A 25761-nucleotide genomic window follows, 5' to 3' on the forward strand; every position below is an offset into this window, starting at 1 on the left:
GCTATTCCTGTTTCTGAGATTTGTCGATGTCCTCTGGAAGCATCAAACTCATAGGCAGTAACACTGAGTGTCCACAAACCATCAGGCAGGCGTCCGCCTTGCCTTAGCATACTTTCATCCACTGCACCTTGGGCTATTAAATGACCAGCCTGAAAGTAGTTGACTAAATCACTGCCATAGAGGGTCAGAGGAGTACCGAAACTTAAATTGATGGGAATAGCCGGAAGATAGTCAGGTCTTGTACTAATCACAGAACCAGCCTGTTCAAACTTAAAACGTAAAAAAACAGGAACAATCCCACGCTGATATTTTTCATCTTTCAGCACCAGAGTAACCCTCAGGAAATTATTGGAAGAAGTTAAGGCACTCCAGTTGAGGCTATACTGAGGCAACAAATAGGGGCTGCAACTGACAGGGAAATTACTCTGGGCTAAAAGCCCCCTTTCCCCGAAAGGAGAAATAATCAGAAGTAGAATCAGTAAGACTTTGATCGGTGATAGAACGGATCGGTAATACTTCAACATATATAGTTGATTATTAGATTAATAAATCAAACATTGGTGTGTTGAAGGATAAAGTCAGAATACCAACTTATCAAAAGTGAATTTCTGTTTAAAAATTAAAATACCCAAATCTACAATTCACTTTATTGAGTTTTTCATGATAAAATGAGGAATTTCTTGATGTATGGTAAGGCAACAGGGAAATGCTGGTAATTGAAGAATAAAAGGGATTATTGCGCAAACGATTGTGTAGTAATCTTAGATGTTATTGGGAAGAATCCTGCCATAAGGCAGCTTCGAAGTGTTAAGTGTATCGGATTTTCTTTCCTGTCAGTAGTTTTTTGTTTGACTACGGATAATTTATGGAAAAGAGTGTCTACTATAAGCACAAAGAACATGATTTTACGATTTTATGGTCAAAAAATCATTTATTTCAACATATCAACAACTCTATTTATTTACAATCCGTAGAGCCTTGCGGAACTCTACGGGCAGATCGGGTTGCTTTTCTCTCGTCAGGAAATGCAGAATAGACGAAGGGAAATATCGCTATTCTGGTACAAATCAAGACTCAGGTCATATGCTAAAATATATAATACTCAAGCGCTTTTCTCATTTCAGTTTTCGAGACTGCAATGTCATAAGTACATTTTCCGGCTTTTTCCAATAAAGAGAAACGAATCTCTTTTCCTTTGTTTTTCTTATCCTGAGCGGTCAACTGGATAATTTCGTCTATATCCTGTGCTAAAATGGTAGCTTTTCCATATATCGTAAAGATAAATTCTTCAATCTGGGAAAGCGTTCTCTGGTCGATCATACCTCTTTCAAAGGAGATAAAGGACTCACAAATCATTCCGGCAGCTATAGCCTCTCCATGTAGCAGGTGAAGTTTGGGTTTTCCTAGATAAAAAGTTTCAATCGCATGTCCTAAGGTATGTCCGAAATTCAGGATTTTTCTCAAACCTTTCTCTGTGGGATCGGCTGCAACAACCTGCTTTTTGATTTCAACGGAATGTCCGATTAAATCATTAAAATCCTGTTCTTCAAAATCCTTCCTTCTTATTTCATCCCATTTTTTCTCATCCATTATCAGACAATGTTTGATAATTTCAGCAAAACCGGAACGGAGTTCGTTAAATGGCAGGGTTTTCAAAAACTGAGCATCTATCAGAACTGCATTCGGGATTTGAAAAACGCCAATATGATTTTTGAAGCTGTGAAAATCAATTCCTAATTTCCCGCCAACACTTGCATCTACCTGCGCCAACAAAGTAGTTGGAATCTGAATGAAATCAACCCCTCTTTTATAAGTTGCGGCACAAAAACCTCCCATATCTCCGATTACACCACCACCCAGATTGATAACAAGGCTATGTCTGTCAAGTTCATCTTCTGTCATTCCTGTCCAGATTTTCTCACAGGTAGCCAGGTGCTTTTCCTGTTCTCCGGATTTTATCTGAACAACCTTGTGTTTTCCAAGCAAAGGTTTCAGGATCGGATAGCAATGTTTTTTGGTGTGTTCGTCACAAATCAAAAAGACCTTTGAATAATTTTTTCCATCTAAATATTGAGGTAAACTTTCAGATATTGAGGCAATTACTACTGACATATGAGAGATATGGACGAAAATTCGCCGCTATTTCAGGTTTTTAAAACATTTTCAAAATTACTTCCCGTGAAATCTGGTCCCGGTAAAAACTGATATAATTGAATATATTCAGCAAATACACGGAATCAACACCGGAAATTCTTCAAAATTACAGAATTCCGGGGTAATGGTGACAATCTCATGAATGCTTTCCTCAGGAATCAGTTAAAACATATTACAAAATATGATTAACCTTCTCTTTAAATGCCAATAATGTCGGTGAATCGGAAGGTAATTCAGTAATGAGATAATCCACTTCTTTCAGGTTACAGACTTTCAGCCGCAGAGCAGAATTAAGTTTTTCAGAAATAGTGGAGGCAATAACTACTCTTGAAGCATTGATAATGGCTTTTTTTACCTGAACTATTTCCCAGTCGGAATCGGTAATTCCATCAAAATCCAATCCGTTTATTCCTAAAATACATAAATCGGCCTTTATCTCATTAATCCGGTTTACCACTTCTCCTCCGACACTTATTTTTGAATCATTGGACAGTTTTCCACCCAGTAAAATTACTTCAAGGTTAGGATGTTCAATTAATTCAAGGGCAATTAAGGGACTCATGGTAATAAAGGTGGCCTTCAGATTTGAGGGAAGTGCTCTCGCGATAGCTCTCATGGTAGTTCCTCCACTGGTAAGAATAGTCATTCCCTCTTTGATGAGGCTGATTGTTTTAAGTGCTATGATATTCTTCTCCTCATACGCATAAGTATCGGATTGCTGCGAAGTGACATTATACGATTTGGATAAAGCTCCTCCATGAACTTTAATAATCTTGTTTTCCTGCGCTAATTCATGAAGATCTCTTCTGACTGTATCTTCTGACACATTTAGCGTAAGACTGAGGTCAGAAGATAGAACCTTGTTGTGGAGGTTAATCTGCTTAATTATTAAAGCTTGTCTTTCTTTTTTTAGCATGTTTAAATCAGGTAAATGCAGGTTTTTGCGTTTTTTGAGTTTTGTCTGTTTTTAAGGAAATTTAACCATTTTTAATACTGTATGTTAAAAAAATAATAACGTTTTTATCAAATATAAAAAAATAACATTAAATTTAAGTCCGGGAAATGCTATTTTTTGCAGGTTTAGTGATAATTACTCAGGTATAAAACAGCAAAAACGGGCATTTCTTCATCCACCTTCACCCACTCAAACGATTATGAAAAAAAAACTACTAGGACCACTTTTGGGAGTAATCGCGTTAGTTTTTATGTCTGCCACGGCATTCGGACAGAACTTTACTTTCAAAGGGAAAGTATCTTCAAAGAAAAATGGGGAACCACTCATTGGAGCGACTATCATTGTGAAAGGAACCACAACCGGAACAATCACAAATATTGATGGTGAGTACACTTTAAATACAAACCTGAAAGCCGGAACATACGAATTATTATTCCGTTCCATAGGCTATCAGACAGCAACAAAGTTAATAAGTTTAAATGCAAAGACATCAATTTCTCTTGATGTAGCATTAGAAGAAGATGCATTTGGTTTAGATGAGGTAGTAGTAACAGGTTCAACCCTGACTTCAAGCAGAAGACAATTGGGGAATGCCATTACTTCAATTAAGGCAGATCAGTTACAAAATACGGGTTCATCCAACCTTTCAAGTGCTTTGCAGGGTAAAATTCCGGGAGCGCAGATTACACAAAACTCAGGTGATCCATCCGGAGGAATTTCAATACGTTTACGTGGTGTAAAATCATTGCAGGGAAGTTCAGATCCTTTGTATGTAATTGATGGTGTGGTAATCAGTAATGCTTCTACGAACGTTTCCCAGCTGGCTTCAGCTAATCAGGCCGGAAATGATGCGGTTCAGGGAACTAACCGTCTGGCAGATATTAATCCACAGGATATTGAAACCCTGAATGTTCTTAATGGTTCTGCTGCGGCTGCTATTTATGGCTCACGTGCCAGTAACGGGGTTGTTGTTATTACCACAAAAAGAGGAAAAAGCGGAACGCCGAAAGTTACGTTCTCTACCAGTGTGAATGTAAATGAGCTTCGCAAAAAAGTCTATATTTCTACTTACGGAAAACAATTTGGTTCAGCAGCCCTGCGTTTACATACCATCGGTGCCGCACCGGCCGGAGTTGAATCTGTCGGGATTGTAAGAGATGGTGTGACGACCAAGCTGGCAACAAATCTGGTTGACGTTACAAGATATGATTACCAGGATAATATCTTTCAGACAGGCTACGGAAATGACAATTATTTGTCGATCAATGGCGGAACAGATAAAACACAGTATTTTGCTTCGATTTCATACATGAAGAATCAGGGTATAATTAAAAACACTGATTTTCAACGTTATGGATTACGCCTGCGCATTGAACAACGCCTGGCTGACTGGGCGAAAGTTTCTGCCGGTTTGACTTATACTAATTCATTTTCTAATGAAAAACCTAACGGAAACGTATTCTACAGTCCGATTAACTCAGTCAATATTACCAATAACATTTACGACATTACGCAAAAAGATCCGCTTACCGGAGGTTTAAAAGCGGTAGAGCCTTCCAGGGTTAACCCATTGTCGCCTATTGAAGATTTTGACTTCAACCAAAGTGTAAGCAGAACAATAAATGATTTGCAGTTCAATCTTACACCTTTGAAAGGCTTAAGCATAGATTATATTTTAGGAGTTGACTATTTCTCTCAACTCGGGAAAAACTACATTCCTCCTTACCCATACCAGGCAGAGGCTGGTCTTCCTGCAGAACGTTATCCGAATGGTTTCGCCGGGATTGCTAACGGAAATTCTACTCAGATCAACACGGATCTGAACGTTTCCTATGAGAAAGATTTAACAAGTTCTCTCAAACTGAATGCAGTTGCAGGGTTTAACTATCAGTTTACCCGTCGTGATTACAGTAAAACAACCGGAGAAAATTTAACAAGCTTTATTCAGACGGTTAGCGGTGCGGCGAGTAATACGGTACTGGCATCTTACGGATTAGACAGATATTCAGTAAGCGGACAATTTGCACAGACTACATTTGGTTATAAAAATCAGGTGTTTTTAACCGGAGCAATTCGTCGTGATGGCTCTACCTTATTCTCATCTTCCGAAACCAATCAGTTTTATCCGAAAGTGAGTGGGAGCTGGGTAATCTCCGATGCGGATTTCTGGAAAAACGGTTCTTTGTCAAATACAGTTAACGGTCTGAAATTCAGAGCTTCTTTCGGTGATGCAGGTGGATTAAGTGCTATTGGTACATACGACCGTTTCTGGCAGTTTTTGCCAACGGCTTACCAGGGGTTCAATACTTTTGTGCCAAGCAGTAAGCTGGCCAACTCAAGAGTTCGTCCTGAAAGAATGAGAGAACTTGAATTTGGTTTGGATGTATCTCTTTTGAAAGACCGGGTCAGTTTGGGTGTAACTAATTATTCTCAGAATATCAGTGAATTGGTTGTAAACCGTACACTTGCTTCTTCAACAGGAGGTTTAAGTTTTATCAATAATGTTGGTGAAATGGAAAACAAAGGCTGGGAAGCCATTCTGAGCGTTACGCCGATTAAAAAGAAAGACCTGACCTGGGATCTGACAATGGTTTACAGCCGTAACAGAAACAAAGTAATCAGTGCGGGAAGTCCTTCTGTAGCAATTAATACAGTTTCAGGAGCACCGTCATATCTTATTGAAGGACAGCCGGCCAGTGTATTTTATGCTTTCTATTATGCGAGAAATCCGGACGGAAGCCTTTTGCTTACTCCTCAGGGATTCCCGCAAAGAGAAAGAGGAACCATAGAAGGGCTATACGGTACACCGAAACGTGATGCAAACGGACAACCTACCGGAGATTATCTGAAGAAAATTATCGGAAATCCAAACCCGGATTATACAGCTTCATTAACCAGTAGTTTAACATACAAACGCTTCAATTTCAGATTCCTTTTAGATGCTGTTCAGGGTCTTCAGGTGTTTAATGCCGATAAACGTACCCGTCAGGGAGTTGGTATCGGAGATTATGCGGAGAAAGAACTGAAAGGAGAATTACCTCGTGGCTATATCTTCTCAATCTATACCATTGAAGAATGGAGAATTGATGATGGTTCTTACGTAAAACTACGTGAGGTATCATTAGGCTATAGCTTCAAAAATCCGATTAAAGGAATGAGTAACCTGAATCTTTCACTGATCGGAAGAAACCTGTATTCATGGGATAAGTATAATGGCTATGATCCGGAAACCAATGCCGGAGGGAACAGCGATATTTTGAGAGGGGTGGATTTTGGTAACGTACCAATTCCAAGATCGTATCAGTTGACTTTAACAGCCAATTTTTAACAATTAACAAGGAGAAATTATGAAAAAACATATCATCAAATCGCTATTTGTTACAGCGTTGGCAAGCCTTACAGTTAGTTCATGTTCGCAGCCAGAATATCTTAACCCTAGTTCTGCCAGTGAAACCCAGGTTGTAAACAGTGTGGACGGTTTACTTGCCTTGTGCAATGGTCTGGCATATCGTTACTCTGTTGGCCGTCAGAGTCCTGTATATGCCTCAATTACTGGTTCCGGTCTGACAAATAAATCCTTAAAAGTACTGAATGCCGGAAATACGGATGAAGATGCCCTTGAAAAAGGGGCAGGAAGCGTTGACCAGTCAAACGCAGTCGTATCCAATCTATGGTCGTATAGCAACCTTGTTAAGTCAAATGCTGATATGATTTTGCGTAATGCCAGTATTTCCACCGATCCGAACATGAAGGCCAGTATTGTGGCTTATGCTTCAATTTTCAGAGCGTTAGCATTAGGTAATCTTGCTCAGTTTTGGCAGCAGGCACCGATTGTGGTTGCAGATAAGGCTTCATTTAATAACAGAGAAGATGTGTTGAAACAGGCGATTTCTTCTTTGGAAACTGCTCAGGCAGGCATGCAATCAGTAACTATCCCTGGTAAATTTTCTACCAAGGTAATCGGCGGAATAGATATGGTGAATACGATCAATGCGCTTATAGCCCGTTATAGTTTAATGCTTGGTGATAACGATAAGGCTCTTGCTGCTGCAAGCAAAGTAGATTTAAGCAAAAGATCTGAATTCAGATACGGAGATACGGCAGATAACAGAAACCCGATTTTTGAAACAGCACTGGGAAATGTTAACGTATATCAGCCACTTGATCTGAATATGGGTTTACCGGCAGCACTTAAACCGGCAACAGAAGATAAACGTATTGATTTTTACTTCTTAAGCCGTACGCCTTCACAAAATACCTACCGTGGGAAAGGCTTTTTTACAGCATATTCTTCACCGATTCCGGTGTATCTGCCGGGAGAAGTGTCTCTCATAAAAGCAGAAGCTTATGCCAGAAAAGACGATTTGAATAATGCAGTGAATGAGTTAAACAATGTACTTACCAAAAAGACTGATGTCTGGGGAATTGGCGCAGATCTGCCTGCTTACAGCGGAGACAAAACCAAGGATCAGATCTTGGTTGAAATTTACCGGAACAGACGCATTGAATTGTTTATGTCAGGTTTAGAACTGGAAGACAGCAGAAGATTTGGTCGCCCTGCGGCCGGAACAGCAAATGCTGAGCGTACCAGAAACTGGTATCCTTTCCCAAGAAACGAGCGTGAGAATAACCCGAACACGCCTGCTGACCCGTCTATATAATTTTCGGATTGTGCTTTCATCATCAAATAAAACCATAAGTCCACGGGATTCCCGTGGACTTCCTTGTAATTTTCAGGTTGACTGATTTTATCATTTGATAAGTTTTACACTTTTCTTTTCAACTATTTATAAGCATAATTTCATCTTTTTAAAACCATCGACAACTATCTATGAGAAAAAATGTACGTGAAAGATTCATGGGCATTCTGACGATCTGGGGAATAATATTCTCTTTTTCTTCATTTGCCCAGAATCGTCAGATTACCGGTAAAATTTCCGATCCATCTGACGGCTCTGCACTTCCGGGCGTGAGTGTGCAGGTAAAAGGAACCGCGAGAGGTACAACTACGGATGCTTCCGGAGTTTATAAAATTCAGGCCAGTGATAATGCTGTTCTGGTATTTAGTTCGGTAGGATATCTGAAGAAAGAAGTAAAAGTATCAGGCCAGTCTGTGATTGATGTGACAATGGAAAGTGATGTCAGCCAGCTCGATGAAATTGTAGTAACTGCTTTAGGACAGACTCAGGAAAAAAGAGCCCTGGGCTATTCTGTTCAGGAAATTAAATCGGATGCGATCAAAAATTCCGGAGAACAGAACCTTGTAGGAGCGTTACAGGGAAAAATTGCCGGGGCAGTAATCACCGGATCAGGCGGAGCACCCGGAAGCGGGGTGAACATTATTCTCCGGGGAATTACTTCCCTGAGCAGTGGTTCTGATAACCAGCCTTTATTTGTGGTTGACGGAATTATTATCAGTAATACTACCAATGCCGGAAATCCTTTACCCAGTGCCGGAAGTAGTTCTCCGGGTGCTTCCGAACAATTTGGTAATACAAACCGTGCTGCCGATATCAATCCTGAAGACGTGGAAGCAATATCAGTATTGAAAGGACCGGCAGCGACTGCATTATATGGTTTACGGGCTTCAAATGGAGCCATTATTATCACTACAAAAAGAGGGAAAAGCGGAAAGCTCCGTGTAAATGTTTCTTCTACCGTCGGGATCGATAATGTCAGCAAAACACCGGACTATCAGAATCGTTTTATACAAGGTCGTTTCGGGGAGTTTATTTCTGAAACAGAGATAGCTCAGAGAAGTATATTCCGCTCATTTGGCCCGGCCTTAATGGGAGATACTAATCCTAATGACAAAATCTATGATAATTTCCGGGATTTTTATAGAACAGGATTCCGCAATAATAACAACGTATCAATTTCAAAAGGAGGAGACAAAGGGAATATTTATTTCTCCCTGGGAAGAAATTATCAGTCAGGAATTATTCCAAATACTGATTTTGAAAGAACCTCTCTGAAGCTGGCCGGATTGTATAATGTAACAAAGAGCTTTTCCGTTTCAGGTTCTGTTAATTACGTCAATTCAGGAGGTAAACGGCCGCCTGCCGGTGATAAATCGATCTTCAGTTCTCTGTCTTACTGGCCAAACTCTTATGATGTAAATGACTACATCAAACCCGACGGTTCTCAAAAGAATATTACCTTAGGTGTGGTGGATAACCCAAGATACCTTGTTGAAAAAAGCCCGAGGATTGATAATGTAAACCGTTATATCGCTGATATTGCCTTAAATTATGCTTTTAATTCATGGTTATCAGCGAAATATCAGGTGACTTATGATACGTATCATGAAACCCGCAGCCGTACCGTTGACAGTACTTTTGATGTGGGAGTTCAGGTAAAAGGCTTTTTGGTAAAAGAAGATTTAAATTTCAGAGAGATCAACTCGAATTTTTATCTTACAGCCAAAAAATCATTTAATGAAAACTGGAATGGCTCGGTGATGGTAGGTAATTCTATCGTTGATAGCAAGAAACCTGACAGTTATTATACCAGAGGAGAGCGGTTATTGGGCTCAAATCCTTCAGAGATCGGCAGTTATAAAAACACGGAAACAAGATTTTATTCTCCGGGGCAATACAGAATTGTGAGCTTCTTCGGGGATGCGAAATTGAATTATAAGGATGTTTTATATCTGAACGTAACGGGAAGAAATGACATTGTTTCGACTTTACCTGTACAAAATAATTCATTCTTTTATCCTTCTGTGAGTCTGGGATATGTATTTACAGAAAGCCTGCCCAAAGGAAATATTCTTTCTTATGGAAAACTAAGAGCTTCGTGGGCACAGGTGGGTAAGGGTGCTGATCCTTATATTACTTCGACTTATTTTGCTCCGGTAACCAATTTTCCCTATAATAACAATGTTCCGGGCTACAGCAGAGTTACCACTACCGCAGACCCTAATCTGAGACCGGAAAGAACTACTTCCATCGAAGTGGGAGCAGAGTTACGGTTTCTGAAAAACCGTTTGTCAGTAGATGCAACTTACTTTACAATGGATAGCAAGGATCAGATCGTAAATGCTCCGGTTACGAATGCTTCCGGTTATGCCAATTATTACACGAATATCGGTTTAATCCGAAATCAGGGTGTTGAATTATTGGTTAGCGGAAAGCCGGTTCAAACAAAGAATTTTTCATGGGACGTTTCTGTAAACTGGTCTAAATTGAGTGGAAAAGTATTAGAAATGCCTCCGGCTTTACAGGAAATCGTTTATTTTGACAATACTAAAACATTCCTGAAAGTAAGACAAGGCAGTAATCTGGGAGATTTATGGGGTTTTGAATATGTAAAATCACCGGATGGACAAACTGTAATTCAGGCTAATGGCTTTCCGCTGGTAAGTACCACTGCGACGAAAGTGGGCAATGCAATGCCTGACTGGCAGGGAGGTCTGACCAATACTGTTACTTATAAAGGTTTATCACTTTCTTTCTTACTTGAATGGCGTCAGGGAGGTAATGTTGTGGATATGGCGGAGGAAAATTCTGTCAGAAACGGGATTACGAAATTTACAGAAAGAAGATACGAGCAGGTTGTTTATAAAGGAGTGGTTGCTCAGAAAAATACAGACGGGTCAACTTCTTATGTGCCGAATACCAAACTGGTGTATTTGGACGATAATTTCTACAGATCAGCTAATCAGTTCTACTACTGGTCTGGTTTTACAGTACAGGATGGTTCCTGGTTCAGATTGCGCAGTGTGAATATCAGTTATTCCCTGCCTAAAAAATTAATTGCCAATTCTGTTTTCAAAAATGGTGTAAGATTCAGTTTTACAGGAACAAATTTATTCCTGAATACTCCATTCAGAGGGTATGATCCTGAAGCATTATCTTTTGGATCAGGAACAAACCGTATTGGATTTGTAGGTCGGAATAACCCTTCTACCCGCAGTTTTCAATTTGGTGTAAGCGTTAATTTTTAACAGAAAGCGCTGAGAAAAGCAGAATCAACTCAAAAAGAAATGATCATGAAGAAAATATATCATAAATGCACCTTGTTGCTGGTTGCTTTGGCAACGTTGCTTACAAGTTGTAAGGATTTTTTGGACGTAAATGTCGATCCTACCCTGAAAGGAGATGCAGCCATTCAGGAATTACTGCCAACAGCTCTTTTTTATACCAGTGAGTCAAGTTATTATCAGGCTTATATAGCTTGTCAATATGTACAGCAAATAGGAAGTGCCAGAGCTTTAGGGGATCTGGATTCACAGGTTCAGGCTGATAACTCGACAGGGTGGTCTCAGTTTTACCTGAATATTTTCCCGCATCTTAACCTCATGATTAGCAAAGGCCAGTCGGGAAATGCACCTGCATATGTGGGTATTTCGAAGACACTGATGGCTTATAACCTGGGTCTGCTCACGACTTCCTGGGAAAATATACCTTATTCTCAGGCAGATCAGAAAAACTTTGCACCGGCTTATGACACGCAGCAAAGTGTTTATACAGCTATTCAAAAATTACTGGATGAAGGAATTATCGAACTGCAAAAAAATACAGGAACCAAACCTGGGGCCGATGATTTAATATATGCAGGTGATTTGGCGAAATGGACAAAGTTTGCCTATACACTGAAAGCGAGGTTTGCTTTGCATTTATCGGTTAAAAATTCTCAGCAGGCAGCACAGGCAGCTTTGGATGCGGTACAAAAGGGATTTGCAAGTAATGCCGATGACTTCGAGTTAATGTATAATACCAAAAATCTGAGCCCCTGGTATAGCCGTGTTGCTTTGGCAAATACCACCGGAAATATTACGATTACTCATTCTGCTACATTTATTGATTTAATGAATGGAAAAGGAGGAACGGTGGTTGATCCACGCTTGCCCAAACTGGCTACTTTAAGGAAAAGTCAGACAGAATACCTTGGTGTAAATCCCGGAACAGGGGCGGGGGCTTCCGTTGATTTTACTACAGGTTCATGGAGCTCAAACATTAATTCTCCGATTGAAATGGTGACTTATTCAGAAGCTAAAGCCATAGAAGCAGAAGCGAGATTTATTCTGAATGGCGGAACAGTTACCAGCAAGGGCACTACAGCACCAGGTTATGATGCTTATTTGGAAATTATTAAAGCAAATATGAAAAATGTAGGTGTGTCGGATGCTGATATGATAGCTTATACTTCCAATGCCAGGATTAATGTGGGGGCAGCGAATCTTACTTTATCTCAGATTCTCGCTGAAAAAAATAAAGCCATGTTTCTTATCGGAGATATCTGGACAGATTTTCGTCGCTATGATTACCTGAATATGCCCGTACCTGCCAATCTGAATGTTGATTTACAGGGTAAATTTATTCAGCGATTCAATTATCCTACTTCCGAGACTACCAGAAACTCTGATGTAGCGAAACAAAATATCAAGCCGCTTAATGAGAAAATGTGGATGTTCACCAAATAATCAGGAAAGACATGAGAAAAGTAAAAAATATTTACAAACTGGCATTATTGTCTGTTATCGCGATTTTTGCCACAAGTTGTTACAAGGAAAACAATATTATCGACGGAATTCTGGATAGTAAAGGTAAAGTTGCTCAGATTGCTGTTTTCTGGCCAGGAACTACGAGACTAACAGCAACAGGTTCTCTGATTACCAGTGTAACAGTTGATACGCTTTCGTCAGTTAACTGTACCATTGAATACACGACGGAAGTTGATGTGAAAGAATTCAGACTTTATTCAGCACCGACAGCCGCCGGGACTAAAACCCTTATTTCCACAGTTCCGTTGAAGGATTCAAAAGTTAAATTTGATAATGATCTGAGAAATTATGTGGTAACGATTCCTGTGCAGGCACCGAGAACCAAAAAAACAAGCATGATTGTTTTTTCAGAAATAGTAACTGCTAATGAATTGCTTTCGGCACAGAAATCTGTAACAATTATTACCAAATAGCAGATTACGGTATTTGAAATAAGGGATTTAATCCGGTTTTTCCCGGAAAACCTGATTTTCAAAGATGGTTTAAGCTGATAATACCACGCCTTTTCGGTGTGGTATTATTATTTTATGAAAGATATTTTATCTTAGCTAAAATCAAACCTTTGTGTTGTGAAGATTCTTGCCTAATTTTACACCCGATTTGGTATGAAGGGTACATTCTTTTTTAATATTGTTGATGTTAACCCCCAATTTGTAATTTCAAACAGAATCTATCCTAACAAATGAGAGAAATACAATTCAGAGAGGCTCTTCGTGAAGCCATGAACGAGGAAATGCGTCGTGACGCTTCAGTTTTTTTGATGGGTGAAGAAGTAGCCGAATACAATGGTGCTTACAAAGTATCACAGGGTATGTTGGATGAGTTCGGGCCGGATCGTGTAATTGACACGCCAATTGCCGAATTAGGATTCGCAGGTATCGGTGTAGGTGCCGCTGCAAATGGATTGCGTCCAATCGTTGAATTTATGACTTTCAACTTTTCATTGGTGGCAATCGATCAGCTTATTAACTCAGCTTCAAAGTTGATGTCAATGTCTGGCGGACAATATTCCTGTCCGATTGTTTTCCGCGGACCAACCGGAAATGCGGGACAATTATCGTCTCAGCACTCTTCAAATTTTGAAAATTGGTTTGCCAATACTCCTGGTTTAAAAGTACTTGTTCCTGCCACACCTTACGATGCGAAAGGAATGTTAAAAGCTGCCATCAGAGACAATGATCCGGTTATTTTCATGGAATCAGAATTGATGTACGGCGATAAAGGTGCTGTTCCTGAAGGAGAATACATTATTCCGATCGGGAAAGCAAATGTTGTAAAAGAAGGAACTGATGTAACAATCGTTACTTTTGGTAAAATGTTGTCAAGAGTTGTTTTACCGGCTGTAGAAGAATTGAATAAATTGGGAATCAATGCTGAAGTAATCGATTTACGTTCCGTTCGTCCTATCGATTATGAAACTGTATTGAACTCTGTAAAGAAAACAAACCGTTGTGTGGTAGTTGAAGAAGCTAACCCTTTGTCAGCACTTTCTTCTGAAATCGCTTACAATGTTCAACGTTTTGCATTCGATTACATGGATGCTCCTGTAATCCGTGTGAACTCAAAAGATTTACCATTGCCTTACGCACCGACGCTGATCGCCGAAATTCTTCCGAGTGTAGAACGTACAGTAGCGGCAGTAAAAGCAGTTTTATACAGAAACTAAGCGTTTTCTAAAGACAGGAAACTCAAAAAACCCTGAACGAAATCCGTTCAGGGTTTTTTTGTGTTTTTATACCAATAAAAAAGTGGTTGAAAATGTTACTTTTCAACCACTTCTTCAAAATAGAAACTGGCAATTTTAATAAAACAGATTACAATACTGAACGGATTCTATTGAAAATTATTGTTATTGAAACCGTACTGATTACAGTACCATTATATAACGGGTTCCGTCAAGGTCAATTCCCTCAATTTTGATTCTGCCGCGTCTGCCGTCTAATAATTCAGCCACTTCTTTAGAATCTTTGATAGGCTTGTCATCAATTTTAGTGATTACAAAGCCTTTGGTTATACCCTGAGCATCCAAACGTCCGTCCGGTGTGATTTCAATGATTTTTACGCCGCCTGCTACTTTATATTTCTCTTTTTCTGAGGCTGAAAGATTTCCTAATTTCGCACCTAACAGATCAATTTTTACTGACTCAGCGGCAGAATCACCTTTAAGAATGCTTGTATTTCCTTCTTTATTTTTAAGTACCACATTGAAGTCTTTTAATTGACCTTCACGATTTACGGTTACTACAACATTTTCACCCGGACGCTTACGGCCAACCAATTCCATCAATTTTGAAGCGGATCTGGTTTCAATACCATCAATTTTAACAATTACATCATTAATTTTCAATCCTGCATTTTTAGCGGTACTATTGTCAGTGAAGCCACCTACATAAACACCGTCATTGGTTTTCAAATCTTTTTCTTCTGCAATTTTAGCAGTAACATCACTGATACTTACGCCTAAATATCCACGCTGAACGTTACCATATTTGATGAGATCGGCAGATACTTTTTTAACAATACTTACCGGAACAGCAAAAGAGTATCCTGCAAACTGACCTGTGCGGCTGTAAATAGCAGTGTTGATTCCTACTAATTCACCTTTCAGGTTTACAAGAGCTCCGCCTGAGTTGCCAGGGTTTACGGCTGCATCCGTTTGAATGAAGGATTCCAGAGGGCTTACTTCATTGCCGTCACCTCTGTCGATAATATTCTGACGACCTTTTGCAGAAACAATACCAGCTGTAACAGTTGATTCCAGGTTGAACGGATTTCCTACCGCCAATACCCATTCTCCAACTCTCAAACCATCAGAATCACCGAAAGTAAGGAAAGGAAGATTGGCTGCTTTTACCTGAATCACCGCAATATCTGTGGATGGATCAGTACTGATAACTTTCGCTTTTAATTCGCGCTTGTCATTTAAAATTACAGAAACTTCATCTGCTCCCTGAACAACGTGGTTATTTGTTACAATATAACCATCAGAACTAATTATTACACCGGAACCTGATGCTTCCTGAGCTTCAGGCTGCTGACGACGGCGGCTGCCTCCGAAAGGGTCTCCGAAACCAAAGAAATCTTCGAACGGATCTCCCATCTGGCGACTTACCTGTCGGGTCATTTTAGTTTTAATATGAACAACTGCGGGAGTTGCTTTTTCAGCTGCAAAAGTAAATTCTCCGGGATTACCGGGTACGTTAGGCGTATTGGAAACCAATCGGGAAAATGCCGACGGGGCTTCACTGAAAACTACATCTTTCTTATCGAAATTTAACAGTTTGTAGGCACCAAGCGTAGAAGCACTACTTAATACTCCCACTAAGGCTAAGGTTTTTAAATTGCTTTTCATTTCCATCACTTATACAAATTAAGAATGTCTAATTTTTACGAATAAATTGTACGCATCGTGAAGTCTTTACCCGTAAATAACTATCAGGGAATTTTACTTTTATGACTTCGCTAAATTAACGCAAAAACATACTCTCAGGTGCTATAACTATTGTTTTTTTAACAAATTTTAAGAAAATCCTAAGCTAAAAAAGCCCAAAACTGACCTGATTGTCAGATTTTGAGCTTTCATTAGAACTATAACGAAATTATGCAATGGTAATTTCTTTTAAAGCAGGTTTTTCTTCTTCTTTTTTAGGAAGGCTGAGGTACAATATTCCATCAGTATAAGAAGCTTCAATTTTTTCCCCGTTTACATTCTTAGGCAAAGTAAAAGTGCGTTGGAATGAAGAAAAACTGAATTCCTTGCGTGTGTACTTTTCAGAAGTTTCTTCAGACTTTTCCTCCTGACTTGCCGAGATTGTCAGACGGTTTTCCTGAAGGTTGATTTTAAAGTTCTCTTTTTTCAAACCAGGAGCCGCCACTTCAATTTTAAAGCCTGCTTCGTCTTCTTTTACATTTACAGCAGGAAGACTGTCATAATTATTTTTTAAAGTGCGGTTATCTGATTCGTTGAAAAACTTGTTGAATTCGTGATTGAAGAATTTGTTCACTAATGGCTGATTGAATCTTACGAGTGTCATAGCGTTATTTTTTTTAATGTTTAAGACTAGTTTATAGTTTCCTGAATCTTCATTGACAGGATACTTCCTATTCTTCAACTTCTATGCCATTGGGTTTTTAGTGATTTTTAATGCCATTTTGTCTTGAAATGATTGGTTGTTGCAAGGTAAATCATGCCATATTTTCCGGTTTGTGTTTTTTAGGGTCACTTTATTACTTAGTTATGAGGAAATAAGATCCTGAATCAGGTCAGGAAGAAAGATAAAATTTTGAAGAATTACCGGAGGGAGGGAGGAACGAAAGAAGTGGGAATGATTCTGATCGCACGAATTTCATTGTTCGTCTGGTAGCTTACAACGGAACGCTGTCAGGAGATATGCTTTTTATTCGGGTTTAATTTTTACTATTTTGTTGTCACGTAGTACAACGAGTTCGCTATTTTTGGTTTTCTTAAATTCCAGGAGTTTCTCATAAGCTTTTTCAAGCCCCTTCAGAATTTTATATTTCTCTTCTATTTGAATTTCAATTGTTGTCATAGTAAGTTTTTAAAAGATTGAATTTTTCCTTGTTTATTATATTCAGTAAACCATCAATTTGTTTGTCGGCAATAGGATGTAGTTATTCTTTAAAGTCAATTTTTATTTGATTTTTTGACTCTTTCAAATGCTTAGCTTTTTTCGTGATGATTATTTGCGTTCCGTCGAATACTTCAATAACGTCGGAGACACTTGCTTCCTTAATGATTTCCTCGCCCTTATTGTCAAGTGTCACTACAATTTCAAGACTACATGTTATACTTGTTCCATTTGAAAAACTATATTGTTTATTTAAAACGGCATTTTTGAATTCTGAATCAAGTAAATTAAAACTTATTGGTTTGTCATTATAAAGTCCTTTCCATTTTATATTTCCTTGTTTTAATACAGGTGAAACTATTTCAATATTGGCATTTTCAATTGTCTTAGGTTTTAAGTCTTCGCTTTCTAAAACATGTTTGCTAAAATGCTCTCTTAAGATACTTTTTTCAACTGAAAGAGGTTTATAATTAGTATCTAATTCCGTTGTTGAGAATTGGTATAATTTAGATTCTTTTAGGATTTGCTGGTAAAATCTTGATTTGAAGACTTTAATTTTGTGTGTCTCACTAATTTGAATAACAATATTTTCTAAGATAACAGTTTCTTGTTCTTTGGTTAAAGAATCTTGTTGTAAATCATTTTTTAATTTCAGAATATTTAGGCGTTTCTCTTCTTTATTAAGCTCCTCCAATTCTTTATCTTTAATAAAGTAGTCAGAAGTAATATTAATCAATACATTTGAGATAATTGTACCAAAGAAAATCATAAGCGCTTGCTTGTTTTTTTTCTTTTTAAAATACTTTATAATATCTTTAATACCTCCTTCCTTTAAAGCCTCAAATTCTAAAGTAATGTCTAAGTCAAGAAGGTTTGAAACTTCAAAAAACAGTTTTATTAATTCGGCTTCAGATTTATTTTTAACAATAGCATTCATAGAATGACTATTGTCGTCTAAATAATAATGTAGTTCTAAAAGATTCATTAAAGGGTTGTTTAGTAAAGAAGTCTTATATAATTGCAGACAGCGTACAAGTATTTATGAAGAAGGGGGGTATTGGAAATAATCCATCCGTAACAGGTGTGTGTGGGCCAATTTTGAGTTTCTTCCAACTGCTTCATAGTCTTCGATACTATGTTGGGGCAGTCGCTTTTACCAGTCTGATGATGTATCCACAAGCAATAAAATTAATTTTTTATAAGTTTGACTTCTTCGATTTTATCATTTATTTCGCATTTTAAAATGTAAATTCCACTCGGAAGACCTAAAATGTCAAATGAGTTTTCTTGAAGATTTGTTATCCATTCTTTTAAAACTATTCCTGTTTGGTTTATTAAATTTACCTTTGAAGGTTTTGTTAAAGGTTCGTTAAAGATAGTCTTTATAGTATTTTCTACAGGATTTGGAAAAACTTTGAAAGTTTTCGATTCGTTTGGTAATTCATTTGCTAAAATGACATTTACCGTTACAGTTTCTGATGTAGCAGAGCAACCATTTGCGGTTACAGTAACTGAAAATTTACCTGCTTCGTTTACTGTAAATGAATTATTTATTGCACCTAAAATAGCAAGATTATTTTTGAACCATTGGTAAGTTTGTTCTGCTCCACTTGGAACTGATAAAATGATAGAGCCACCTGTGAATAAATCAGTGGACCCACTTTTACTTATTGTCACATTTGGTAAGGAACTTTGCATTATTTCAATACTTTTTGTAATAATACACCCTTCTTTATCTGTCACTTCTAAGGTGTAAGTTCCGGCTTTAGCAACAGTTAAAGTTGTAGTTGTTCCAAGGTCATTTGTACCTTGTTTCCACTTATATGTAAATGGGTTATTGTTACCCATTGGCTCTGCTGAAATATTTACTGAACTTCCAGTACAAAAACTTGTCCCGTCTGGCGTATTTATTTTGGCATTCAATTGACATTGGTTTTTGAATCCGATACCTACTCTTTTATTTTTAATATCCCAAAAATATATTGGACAATAAAAATATATAGTATTTCCTAAATTTATTCTATTTTTTGGAAACTGTGGAAAACTCTCCTTCCATGGAGCATTTCCTTCCCAAGTACAGGCATATAATGTGGTTGGTGTTGAATATGGATTTTTATCTATTGGAAAAGAGTAACTATTCTTTGCCCCATTGCTATCAGTGAACTCGATAGTAACATCTGCGTTAATTAATGTTTTTGCGCTATTATTATAATCAGTATTATTCCAATTAACCCATAGACCGTCTTTTATAAAATGTGATGAAAAAGTTGCTTTATTTTGAGGGTTATCGGAGTCAAGTCTAAGCGTCAATTCTGAAGCTCCAGTATCTACGGTTGAAATCAAATTTGAAGCTTCAATAATTTCATCTGTATCTGAAAATTTAATTTTAATACTAAAGCCTGGGACAGCCTCAGGATGGAATTCTTGTTGGTTACGCCAATTAGGTATGTCAGTTCTAAAATTTAGCTTATCTAAAATTTTAGAATCATTGCCAATTTGTAGATAAGATTTCATTGAATTCCAATTCTTATTTATATCCTCGTAACAATCCGAAATTATTCCTAAACCCATATTGTCGGGTGCATATTTTAAAGCAAGAGCAAAGGGAACCGAAGGAAGCCTTGTATCTGGGTCTATACTTGGAAAGGCTCCTAAAATAGAGGTAGTAAAACCAGTGCTGGCATCAGGCAAGTATTTTTTTGTTGTTTTATCTTTTGTCGCATAAAAAACATAATCATTTAATTCATAAGGCGTGCCATCGACACTCTCTAAAATAAATTGACCTGAAACTAAATCAGCCAGATTACCCCAAGGATCATTTATATTTTCTTTTAAAATCTTTACCTTATTAAGGTTTAATAGCCCCCCAGGAATACTAGTTGTCCAGCTACCGGTATCAAAATGTATTTCATATGGAGAATTAAGATTTATCGCACTTCCTTTAAGTTTTACTACATATGGAAATCTTTGGGAATCTCTTAAAGGAATCATCTTTGATTTATCTAAATTACAAAGAAAAGAAGATTCTGCATTGAGAAATTTACAAATAGATTCTTTACAGAATATGCCCCAATCAGCTAATTTTAGGTTGTTGTTAAAATTTATATTTTTATCGCATAAACTTTTAAAGGTTATAGGAAAGCATCCTTCAAAATTATTATTATGAAAAGTAATCTCTTTTAAATTTATTAATTTTCCAATTTCGGCTGGTAGTAGTCCTGAAAAATTATTACTATTAACTAATAATCGTTCAAGTTTTGGGAAGTTCTTAAAGCCATTTCCTAAGCTTCCAGCTAGTTTATTAGATTCTATGGATATTTCTTTTAAATTAATTAAATTATAGAATTCAACTGGAATTGTACCACTTAAATTATTATAACTTAATGCCAAACGTTCTAATTTAATTAAAGAACCTAATTCTTTAGGAATTTCACCAATTAAATTATTCTGATTAAGCCAAAGTGTGGTTAAGTTTGTTAAATTTTGAATTTCTTTAGGAATTTGACCATTAAGATTATTTTCTCCTAAGTTTATCAAATATACTCTACCACTGGCATCCAAGTAAACACCATGAAACTTTGATAAATTACAATTTTGAGGTGGATTTTCAGATCTTACGTCCCAATTATCTTTATTGTTCCAATTATCCCCATTTGTCGAATTATACAACGCTCTTAAACCCTTGTAATCAGCAATGTTACATTGACCAGTTGCATCCAAATTCATAATGAATAAAAAAAACATTAATAGGTAAATTTTGTTCATATATAATTTTTATATTGTTGGAAATGGTTTTTAAAGTAGCCTGTTCTGCGGTTGAATCCAACGAGTATATAATTGCGATAGTAAGGTGAATAATCGCATGTATATGAGCTATTTATCACATTTGATTCTAGGCGTATATTTATTTATAAAGTTATACTTTTATTGCTAAATATCCAATTTGGCTAAATAGACTTTTATTTAGTCAAAATCTTTAATTTAATAGTAGTTAAACTTCCAGGGTTTTGAATATAGTGTATTTCTGTTCCATTTTTAAGTAAATAGATTACAAAACCGTGTCTCCGGATATATACAATTAAATTTAACTTGGTTAAATGCTAACCGAAGAACGTATTAAACTAAATAAATGTGTATCAATGAGTGGCAAGTTTTTTATTTGCGTTGAATAATCTCTAATTTTGTGTTTCTTTAAAAAGCTTAGCGTCTGAGGGATCATATTCGGCGGTTTTAAACGCTTAAATTCTGCGGAAAAAAGCTTTAAGTTTTTGTAACTCTGCGTAAATCACGTTGTTTGCAGACCTTAAAGTTCGATTCCGGCTTATTATACCCCAAACTATTAAGCTTATAACTTGAAACTAAACATGTTGAGCGAACAAGAATTACTCCGCCGCCAGAAGCGGGAAGAATTGATGAAATTGGGTATCGACCCATATCCGGCTGAATTATTTGAGGTAAATGTAGCCGCAGCGGACATTCATAAGAATTACGAGAATAATAAGACAGATTATAAAAATATATCCATTGCCGGACGTCTGATGAGTTTCCGGATTATGGGAAGTGCTTCTTTTGCTGAATTGCAGGACGCTACCGGAAGGATACAATTATATTTCCGCAGAGATGATCTTTGTCCGGATGAAGATAAAACACTTTACAATACTGTATTTAAGAAACTTCTTGACATTGGTGATATCATCGGTGTGAAAGGTTATGTGTTCACCACTCAAACGGGAGAAATCTCAATTCATGTCACTGAATTTAAAATTCTTACCAAATCATTAAAACCATTACCTGTTGTAAAAGAGGCTGATGGAAAAACTTTTGATGGTTTCACGGATCCGGAATTACGTTACCGTCAGCGATATGTTGATTTAATTGTAAATCCTCAGGTGAGAGAGATTTTCTTAAAGCGTTCCAGAATTATTACAACCATGCGTTCTCTTTTTGATTCAAAAGGATGGCTGGAAGTAGAAACACCTATCTTGCAATCAATTCACGGAGGGGCATCTGCCCGTCCGTTCAAAACGCATCATAATTCATTGGATATACCATTGTTTATGCGTATTGCCAATGAATTATATCTGAAACGTCTGATTGTAGGTGGTTTTGAAGGAGTTTATGAGTTCGGGAAAATGTTCCGTAATGAAGGGATGGACCGTACTCATAATCCGGAATTTACCTCTTTGGAGTTTTATGTAGCTTATAAGGATTACAACTGGATGATGGGTATTACGGAGGAAATTTTCGAAAAAGTTGCCCTGGCTACTAACGGAACGACTAAAGTAATAGTAGGAGAGAATGAAATTGATTTTGAAGGACCGTTTACCCGCCTTACCATTGCCGGAGCTATTGAGAAATATACCGGAATTAATGTAGAAGGAATGGAGGAAAATGTGCTGAGAGAACATTGCAAGAGCATGGGGATTGAAGTAGATGCCACAATGGGAACCGGAAAACTGATTGATGAAATTTTCGGAGAAAAAGTTGAAGCAAATCTGATTCAGCCTACCTTTATTATTGATTACCCGGTTGAAATGTCTCCTTTGACGAAGAAACACCGCAGCAAACCGGGATTGGTTGAGCGCTTTGAATTATTCGTAAATGGTAAAGAAATTGCCAATGCTTATTCAGAATTAAATGACCCGATAGATCAGCGTGAGCGTTTTGAAGAGCAGTTACGTCTTGCAGAAAGAGGAGATGAAGAAGCGATGGCAATGGATGAAGATTTCCTGAGATCACTGGAATATGGTATGCCGCCAACTGCGGGTATTGGAATCGGGATTGACCGGTTGACGATGCTTATGACCAATCAGTCGTCTATTCAGGAAGTATTATTCTTCCCGCAGATGCGTCCTGAGAAGAGAGTTGAAGTTTCTACGGATGCTGAGTTTGAGACACTGGGTGTTCCGGCAGATTGGATTCCTGTACTTCAGAAGATGGGCTTTATGACAATTGATGCCTTAAAAGAAGCGAATCCGAACAAAGTATTCAATGATTTAGGCGGAATGCGTAAGAAGCTGAAACTGGACATTGCTATTCCTGCAAAAGATGATGTATTAAAGTGGTTTGAATAAACCCGCAATGCCTTAAAATAAAGAAACCCCAATTCATATGAATTGGGGTTTTGACTTCTAATCTAATAGAGTTATAAATTACTTAGTCCTTCTTCAGTATTGTTCTCGTCACGAGATTGTCTGAATTATGCTAAGGATATTTTCTCTAATCCCGTGTCAGCGTGTCGAAAAATTAGATTTTTCTTACGTTGATTGCATTCGCACCACGTTTTCCTTCAGTTACTTCGAAAGAAACGCTGTCGTTTTCACGAATCGTTACGCCAGCTAAACCTGTTACGTGTACGAAGATTTCTTCGTTTGATTCGTCATCAATGATAAATCCAAAACCTTTGGTCTCATTGAAAAATTTTACTTTACCAGTTTGCATAAAAAAAAAATATAATTGTTAAAAAATAAAAATGCACTAAAACGCAGACCGGAACAATCCTTTCCCATAGAATATTTATGGCAGGAATACCAAAGAAAATTATATATTTCCTTTGAATGGATTGATTATCCGGACACAAAAAAATCCCAAACTTCTTATACGTGCCTGGGACGATAAATCGGGATAAAATCGCAAAAAATTATATTTTTTTGACATTAATGGCGTTTAAGCCTTTCTTGCCCTCAATAGTTTCAAATGAAACTTTATCATTTTGACGAATTTGTACTCCTCCCAAACCCGTCACGTGAACAAAGACTTCCTGGTTAGTCGAATCATCAACAATAAAACCAAAACCTTTACTCTCAATAAAGAATTTTACTGTACCTGTTTGCATAAAAAAAAGAACGAAATTTATAAAAAACTAAATAACTATCTGATTACAAACTTAACTTATTCCAGTACTTAATGAGTAGTTATTTAATATCTAATAAACTCTCTGGTAGGTAATTACTTGAAATGAAGCAAGTTATTTTGGTTGATTATGTACCAAATGTAAGAATAAAAGTTTAAATCCAAACATTTGTTAAGAAAAAGTTTTCAAGAAAATCCATAATTTTTAGCATTAAATCTATTTTATCACTTTAAAACGGATTTAATTGTATTTTAAGCGGTCATTATATTTGTAAACGATCTAAAATTAGTAACTTTACTGTTCAATCCAGCAACACTAATTTATGCTCAGACTTAAATACTTTGTTGAGAATCAGGTTTTTGGCGTCTGTACTCGCTTGGGGGAGAAGTTTAAGATTTCCACAGGCAGTATAAGATTGTATTTTATTTATATCTCCTTCATTACGATGGGATCTCCCATTATCATTTATCTGATACTCGCTTTTTGGATGAATATCCGAAAATACCTTCGCCAGAGAAATAATCCGACGGTTTGGGAGTTCTAGGAAATTAAATTCGGAACGATTTTATTCATTCAGCTATACGTTTGAGTAGATTTCTTTACTTAGATCTGAGAATAGTTTTTTCCCTTTCATGAAATAAGCAAGAACAATTGAGCTTTTGTATATCCCCTGTAAATTCTTCCCCTGTTTGATTTTTCTTCTTTTAGCCGTCCATTTGCCCAAATTGAAATAAAAATTAAAGTGAGCTTTAATGATGACAAAACAATCGGCAAAATTTCCGGATAAGATAAATTTTACACCTGCTAATCCATCTAAAATCAATCTGGTGAAAATATGAATGAAAAGTTTTTCAGAAGGATGATTTTTGTAGAGCATTGCTAACCCGTTTCTGAAATTCAGAAATGTCTTCCTTGGGTTAGATTTGTGAAGCGTACCGCCACCTACATGATAGACTTCTGAATCGCCACAGACAAATATTTTATACCCCTCAGATTTTATGCGCCAGCAAAGGTCGATTTCTTCCATATGAGCAAAGAAGTCTGCATCAAAGCCACCCGTTTCATGAAAAATTTCTGATTTAATGAACAGACAGGCTCCGGTTGCCCAGAAAATTTCCAGGTTGTCATTGTATTGTCCTTTATCTTCTTCAAGGGTATCAAATATTCTGCCCCGGCAGAAGGGATAACCCAGATAATCAAGAAAACCTCCGGCAGCGCCGGCATATTCAAAATCGGCTTTTTGATGAAATGATCTGATTTTAGGCTGACAGGCTGCAATATCCGGATTCGTTTCCATCAACTGAATAACAGGATTAATCCAGTTGGCTGTCACTTCAACATCTGAATTTAATAAAATGTAATATTTTGCCTGAATTTGTGCCAGAGCCTCATTGTATCCTCCGGCATAACCAAAGTTTACAGGAAGTGTAATCAGGTGAATGTCAGGATATTGATTTTGCAGAAAAAGGACCGAATCATCGGTTGATGCATTGTCTGCAACATAAACAGGGATATTTACAGAATGTCTGACTACTGAGGGTAAAAATTTTTCCAAAAAACTTTTACCATTGTAATTCAGGATGACTATGGCTGTTTGCATGCCACAAAATTAGGTAATTGATGAGATTTTTGTAATTTTTGTGTTAACTTATAAAAGAAATAATTCCTTTTGAAAGAAAAGTATTGCTGGTTTCTTAGATAA

General features: G+C 37.3%; 19 protein-coding genes. 8 read left to right on the forward strand and 11 right to left on the reverse strand.

Going from position 1 to position 25761, the window contains the following annotated elements; genetic code table 11:
- The 3 genes from BM179_RS22190 to BM179_RS22200 form a co-directional block, all read right to left on the reverse strand.
- Positions 1 to 524: hypothetical protein (locus tag BM179_RS22190; protein WP_143095298.1), on the reverse strand; the 524-nt coding region annotated here is incomplete at its 3' end.
- 562 nt (positions 525 to 1086) lie between these two features.
- Positions 1087 to 2112, reverse strand: coding sequence for a 3-dehydroquinate synthase (aroB, locus tag BM179_RS22195; protein ID WP_092019372.1), 1026 nt, complete (start codon positions 2110 to 2112; stop codon positions 1087 to 1089).
- 214 nt (positions 2113 to 2326) lie between these two features.
- The gene (locus tag BM179_RS22200) at positions 2327 to 3070 is read right to left on the reverse strand and encodes a DeoR/GlpR family DNA-binding transcription regulator (RefSeq protein ID WP_092019373.1); all 744 of its coding nucleotides are present in this window, start codon (positions 3068 to 3070) and stop codon (positions 2327 to 2329) included.
- A 238-nt stretch (positions 3071 to 3308) separates the two neighbouring features.
- On the opposite strand from BM179_RS22200, the gene BM179_RS22205 reads away from it, so the two are divergent.
- The 6 genes from BM179_RS22205 (at position 3309) to BM179_RS22230 (ending at position 14283) form a co-directional block, all read left to right on the forward strand.
- A complete protein-coding gene (locus BM179_RS22205) occupies positions 3309 to 6437 on the forward strand; it encodes a SusC/RagA family TonB-linked outer membrane protein (RefSeq protein ID WP_092019374.1) in 3129 nt (1042 codons plus the stop codon).
- A 19-nt stretch (positions 6438 to 6456) separates the two neighbouring features.
- On the forward strand, positions 6457 to 7770 hold the full coding sequence (locus tag BM179_RS22210; protein WP_092019375.1) for a RagB/SusD family nutrient uptake outer membrane protein: 1314 nt from the start codon (positions 6457 to 6459) through the stop codon (positions 7768 to 7770).
- A 170-nt stretch (positions 7771 to 7940) separates the two neighbouring features.
- A complete protein-coding gene (locus BM179_RS22215; protein WP_092019376.1) occupies positions 7941 to 11057 on the forward strand; it encodes a SusC/RagA family TonB-linked outer membrane protein in 3117 nt (1038 codons plus the stop codon).
- A gap of 45 nt (positions 11058 to 11102) precedes the next feature.
- Entirely contained in the window at positions 11103 to 12536 is a 1434-nt protein-coding gene (locus BM179_RS22220) for a SusD/RagB family nutrient-binding outer membrane lipoprotein (RefSeq protein WP_092019377.1), read from the forward strand.
- Positions 12537 to 12547: 11 nt separating this feature from the next.
- Positions 12548 to 13030, forward strand: coding sequence for a hypothetical protein (locus BM179_RS22225; protein WP_092019378.1), 483 nt, complete (start codon positions 12548 to 12550; stop codon positions 13028 to 13030).
- 269 nt (positions 13031 to 13299) lie between these two features.
- Positions 13300 to 14283 carry a pyruvate dehydrogenase complex E1 component subunit beta gene (locus BM179_RS22230; protein ID WP_092019379.1) on the forward strand — a complete coding sequence of 328 codons (984 nt, stop codon included), beginning with the start codon at positions 13300 to 13302 and terminating at the stop codon, positions 14281 to 14283.
- A gap of 201 nt (positions 14284 to 14484) precedes the next feature.
- Here the strand turns inward: BM179_RS22230 and BM179_RS22235 are convergent, their stop codons facing one another.
- The 5 genes from BM179_RS22235 to BM179_RS22250 form a co-directional block, all read right to left on the reverse strand.
- Positions 14485 to 15969: a Do family serine endopeptidase gene (locus tag BM179_RS22235; RefSeq protein WP_092019480.1), complete on the reverse strand. Its 1485-nt coding sequence runs from the start codon at positions 15967 to 15969 to the stop codon at positions 14485 to 14487.
- 247 nt (positions 15970 to 16216) lie between these two features.
- Positions 16217 to 16651, reverse strand: coding sequence for an Hsp20/alpha crystallin family protein (locus BM179_RS22240; protein WP_092019380.1), 435 nt, complete (start codon positions 16649 to 16651; stop codon positions 16217 to 16219).
- Positions 16652 to 17014: 363 nt separating this feature from the next.
- Positions 17015 to 17167: a DUF8506 family protein gene (locus BM179_RS25435; protein ID WP_177219487.1), complete on the reverse strand. Its 153-nt coding sequence runs from the start codon at positions 17165 to 17167 to the stop codon at positions 17015 to 17017.
- 82 nt (positions 17168 to 17249) lie between these two features.
- A complete protein-coding gene (locus BM179_RS22245; protein ID WP_092019381.1) occupies positions 17250 to 18191 on the reverse strand; it encodes a hypothetical protein in 942 nt (313 codons plus the stop codon).
- 203 nt (positions 18192 to 18394) lie between these two features.
- Positions 18395 to 20971 carry a T9SS type A sorting domain-containing protein gene (locus BM179_RS22250; protein WP_092019382.1) on the reverse strand — a complete coding sequence of 859 codons (2577 nt, stop codon included), beginning with the start codon at positions 20969 to 20971 and terminating at the stop codon, positions 18395 to 18397.
- A gap of 599 nt (positions 20972 to 21570) precedes the next feature.
- On the opposite strand from BM179_RS22250, the gene lysS reads away from it, so the two are divergent.
- A complete protein-coding gene (gene lysS, locus BM179_RS22255; RefSeq protein WP_092019383.1) occupies positions 21571 to 23280 on the forward strand; it encodes a lysine--tRNA ligase in 1710 nt (569 codons plus the stop codon).
- A gap of 172 nt (positions 23281 to 23452) precedes the next feature.
- Here lysS and BM179_RS22260 read toward each other — a convergent pair whose 3' ends face one another.
- Together BM179_RS22260 and BM179_RS22265 are read right to left on the reverse strand one after the other, a co-directional pair.
- A complete protein-coding gene (locus BM179_RS22260) occupies positions 23453 to 23647 on the reverse strand; it encodes a cold-shock protein (protein ID WP_092019384.1) in 195 nt (64 codons plus the stop codon).
- A gap of 199 nt (positions 23648 to 23846) precedes the next feature.
- On the reverse strand, positions 23847 to 24041 hold the full coding sequence (locus tag BM179_RS22265) for a cold-shock protein (RefSeq protein ID WP_092019385.1): 195 nt from the start codon (positions 24039 to 24041) through the stop codon (positions 23847 to 23849).
- Positions 24042 to 24381: 340 nt separating this feature from the next.
- Between BM179_RS22265 and BM179_RS22270 the strand changes: the two genes are divergently transcribed.
- Complete coding sequence (locus tag BM179_RS22270; RefSeq protein ID WP_092019386.1) at positions 24382 to 24603, forward strand: PspC domain-containing protein; 222 nt, start codon at positions 24382 to 24384, stop codon at positions 24601 to 24603.
- 33 nt (positions 24604 to 24636) lie between these two features.
- On the opposite strand, the gene BM179_RS22275 is transcribed toward BM179_RS22270, so the two are convergent.
- Complete coding sequence (locus BM179_RS22275) at positions 24637 to 25659, reverse strand: glycosyltransferase family 2 protein (protein ID WP_092019387.1); 1023 nt, start codon at positions 25657 to 25659, stop codon at positions 24637 to 24639.
- Positions 25660 to 25761: the final 102 nt, after the last annotated feature.

Origin of the sequence: Pseudarcicella hirudinis, from assembly GCF_900115665.1 — a bacterium.
Taxonomy (GTDB): Bacteria; Bacteroidota; Bacteroidia; order Cytophagales; family Spirosomataceae; genus Pseudarcicella; species Pseudarcicella hirudinis.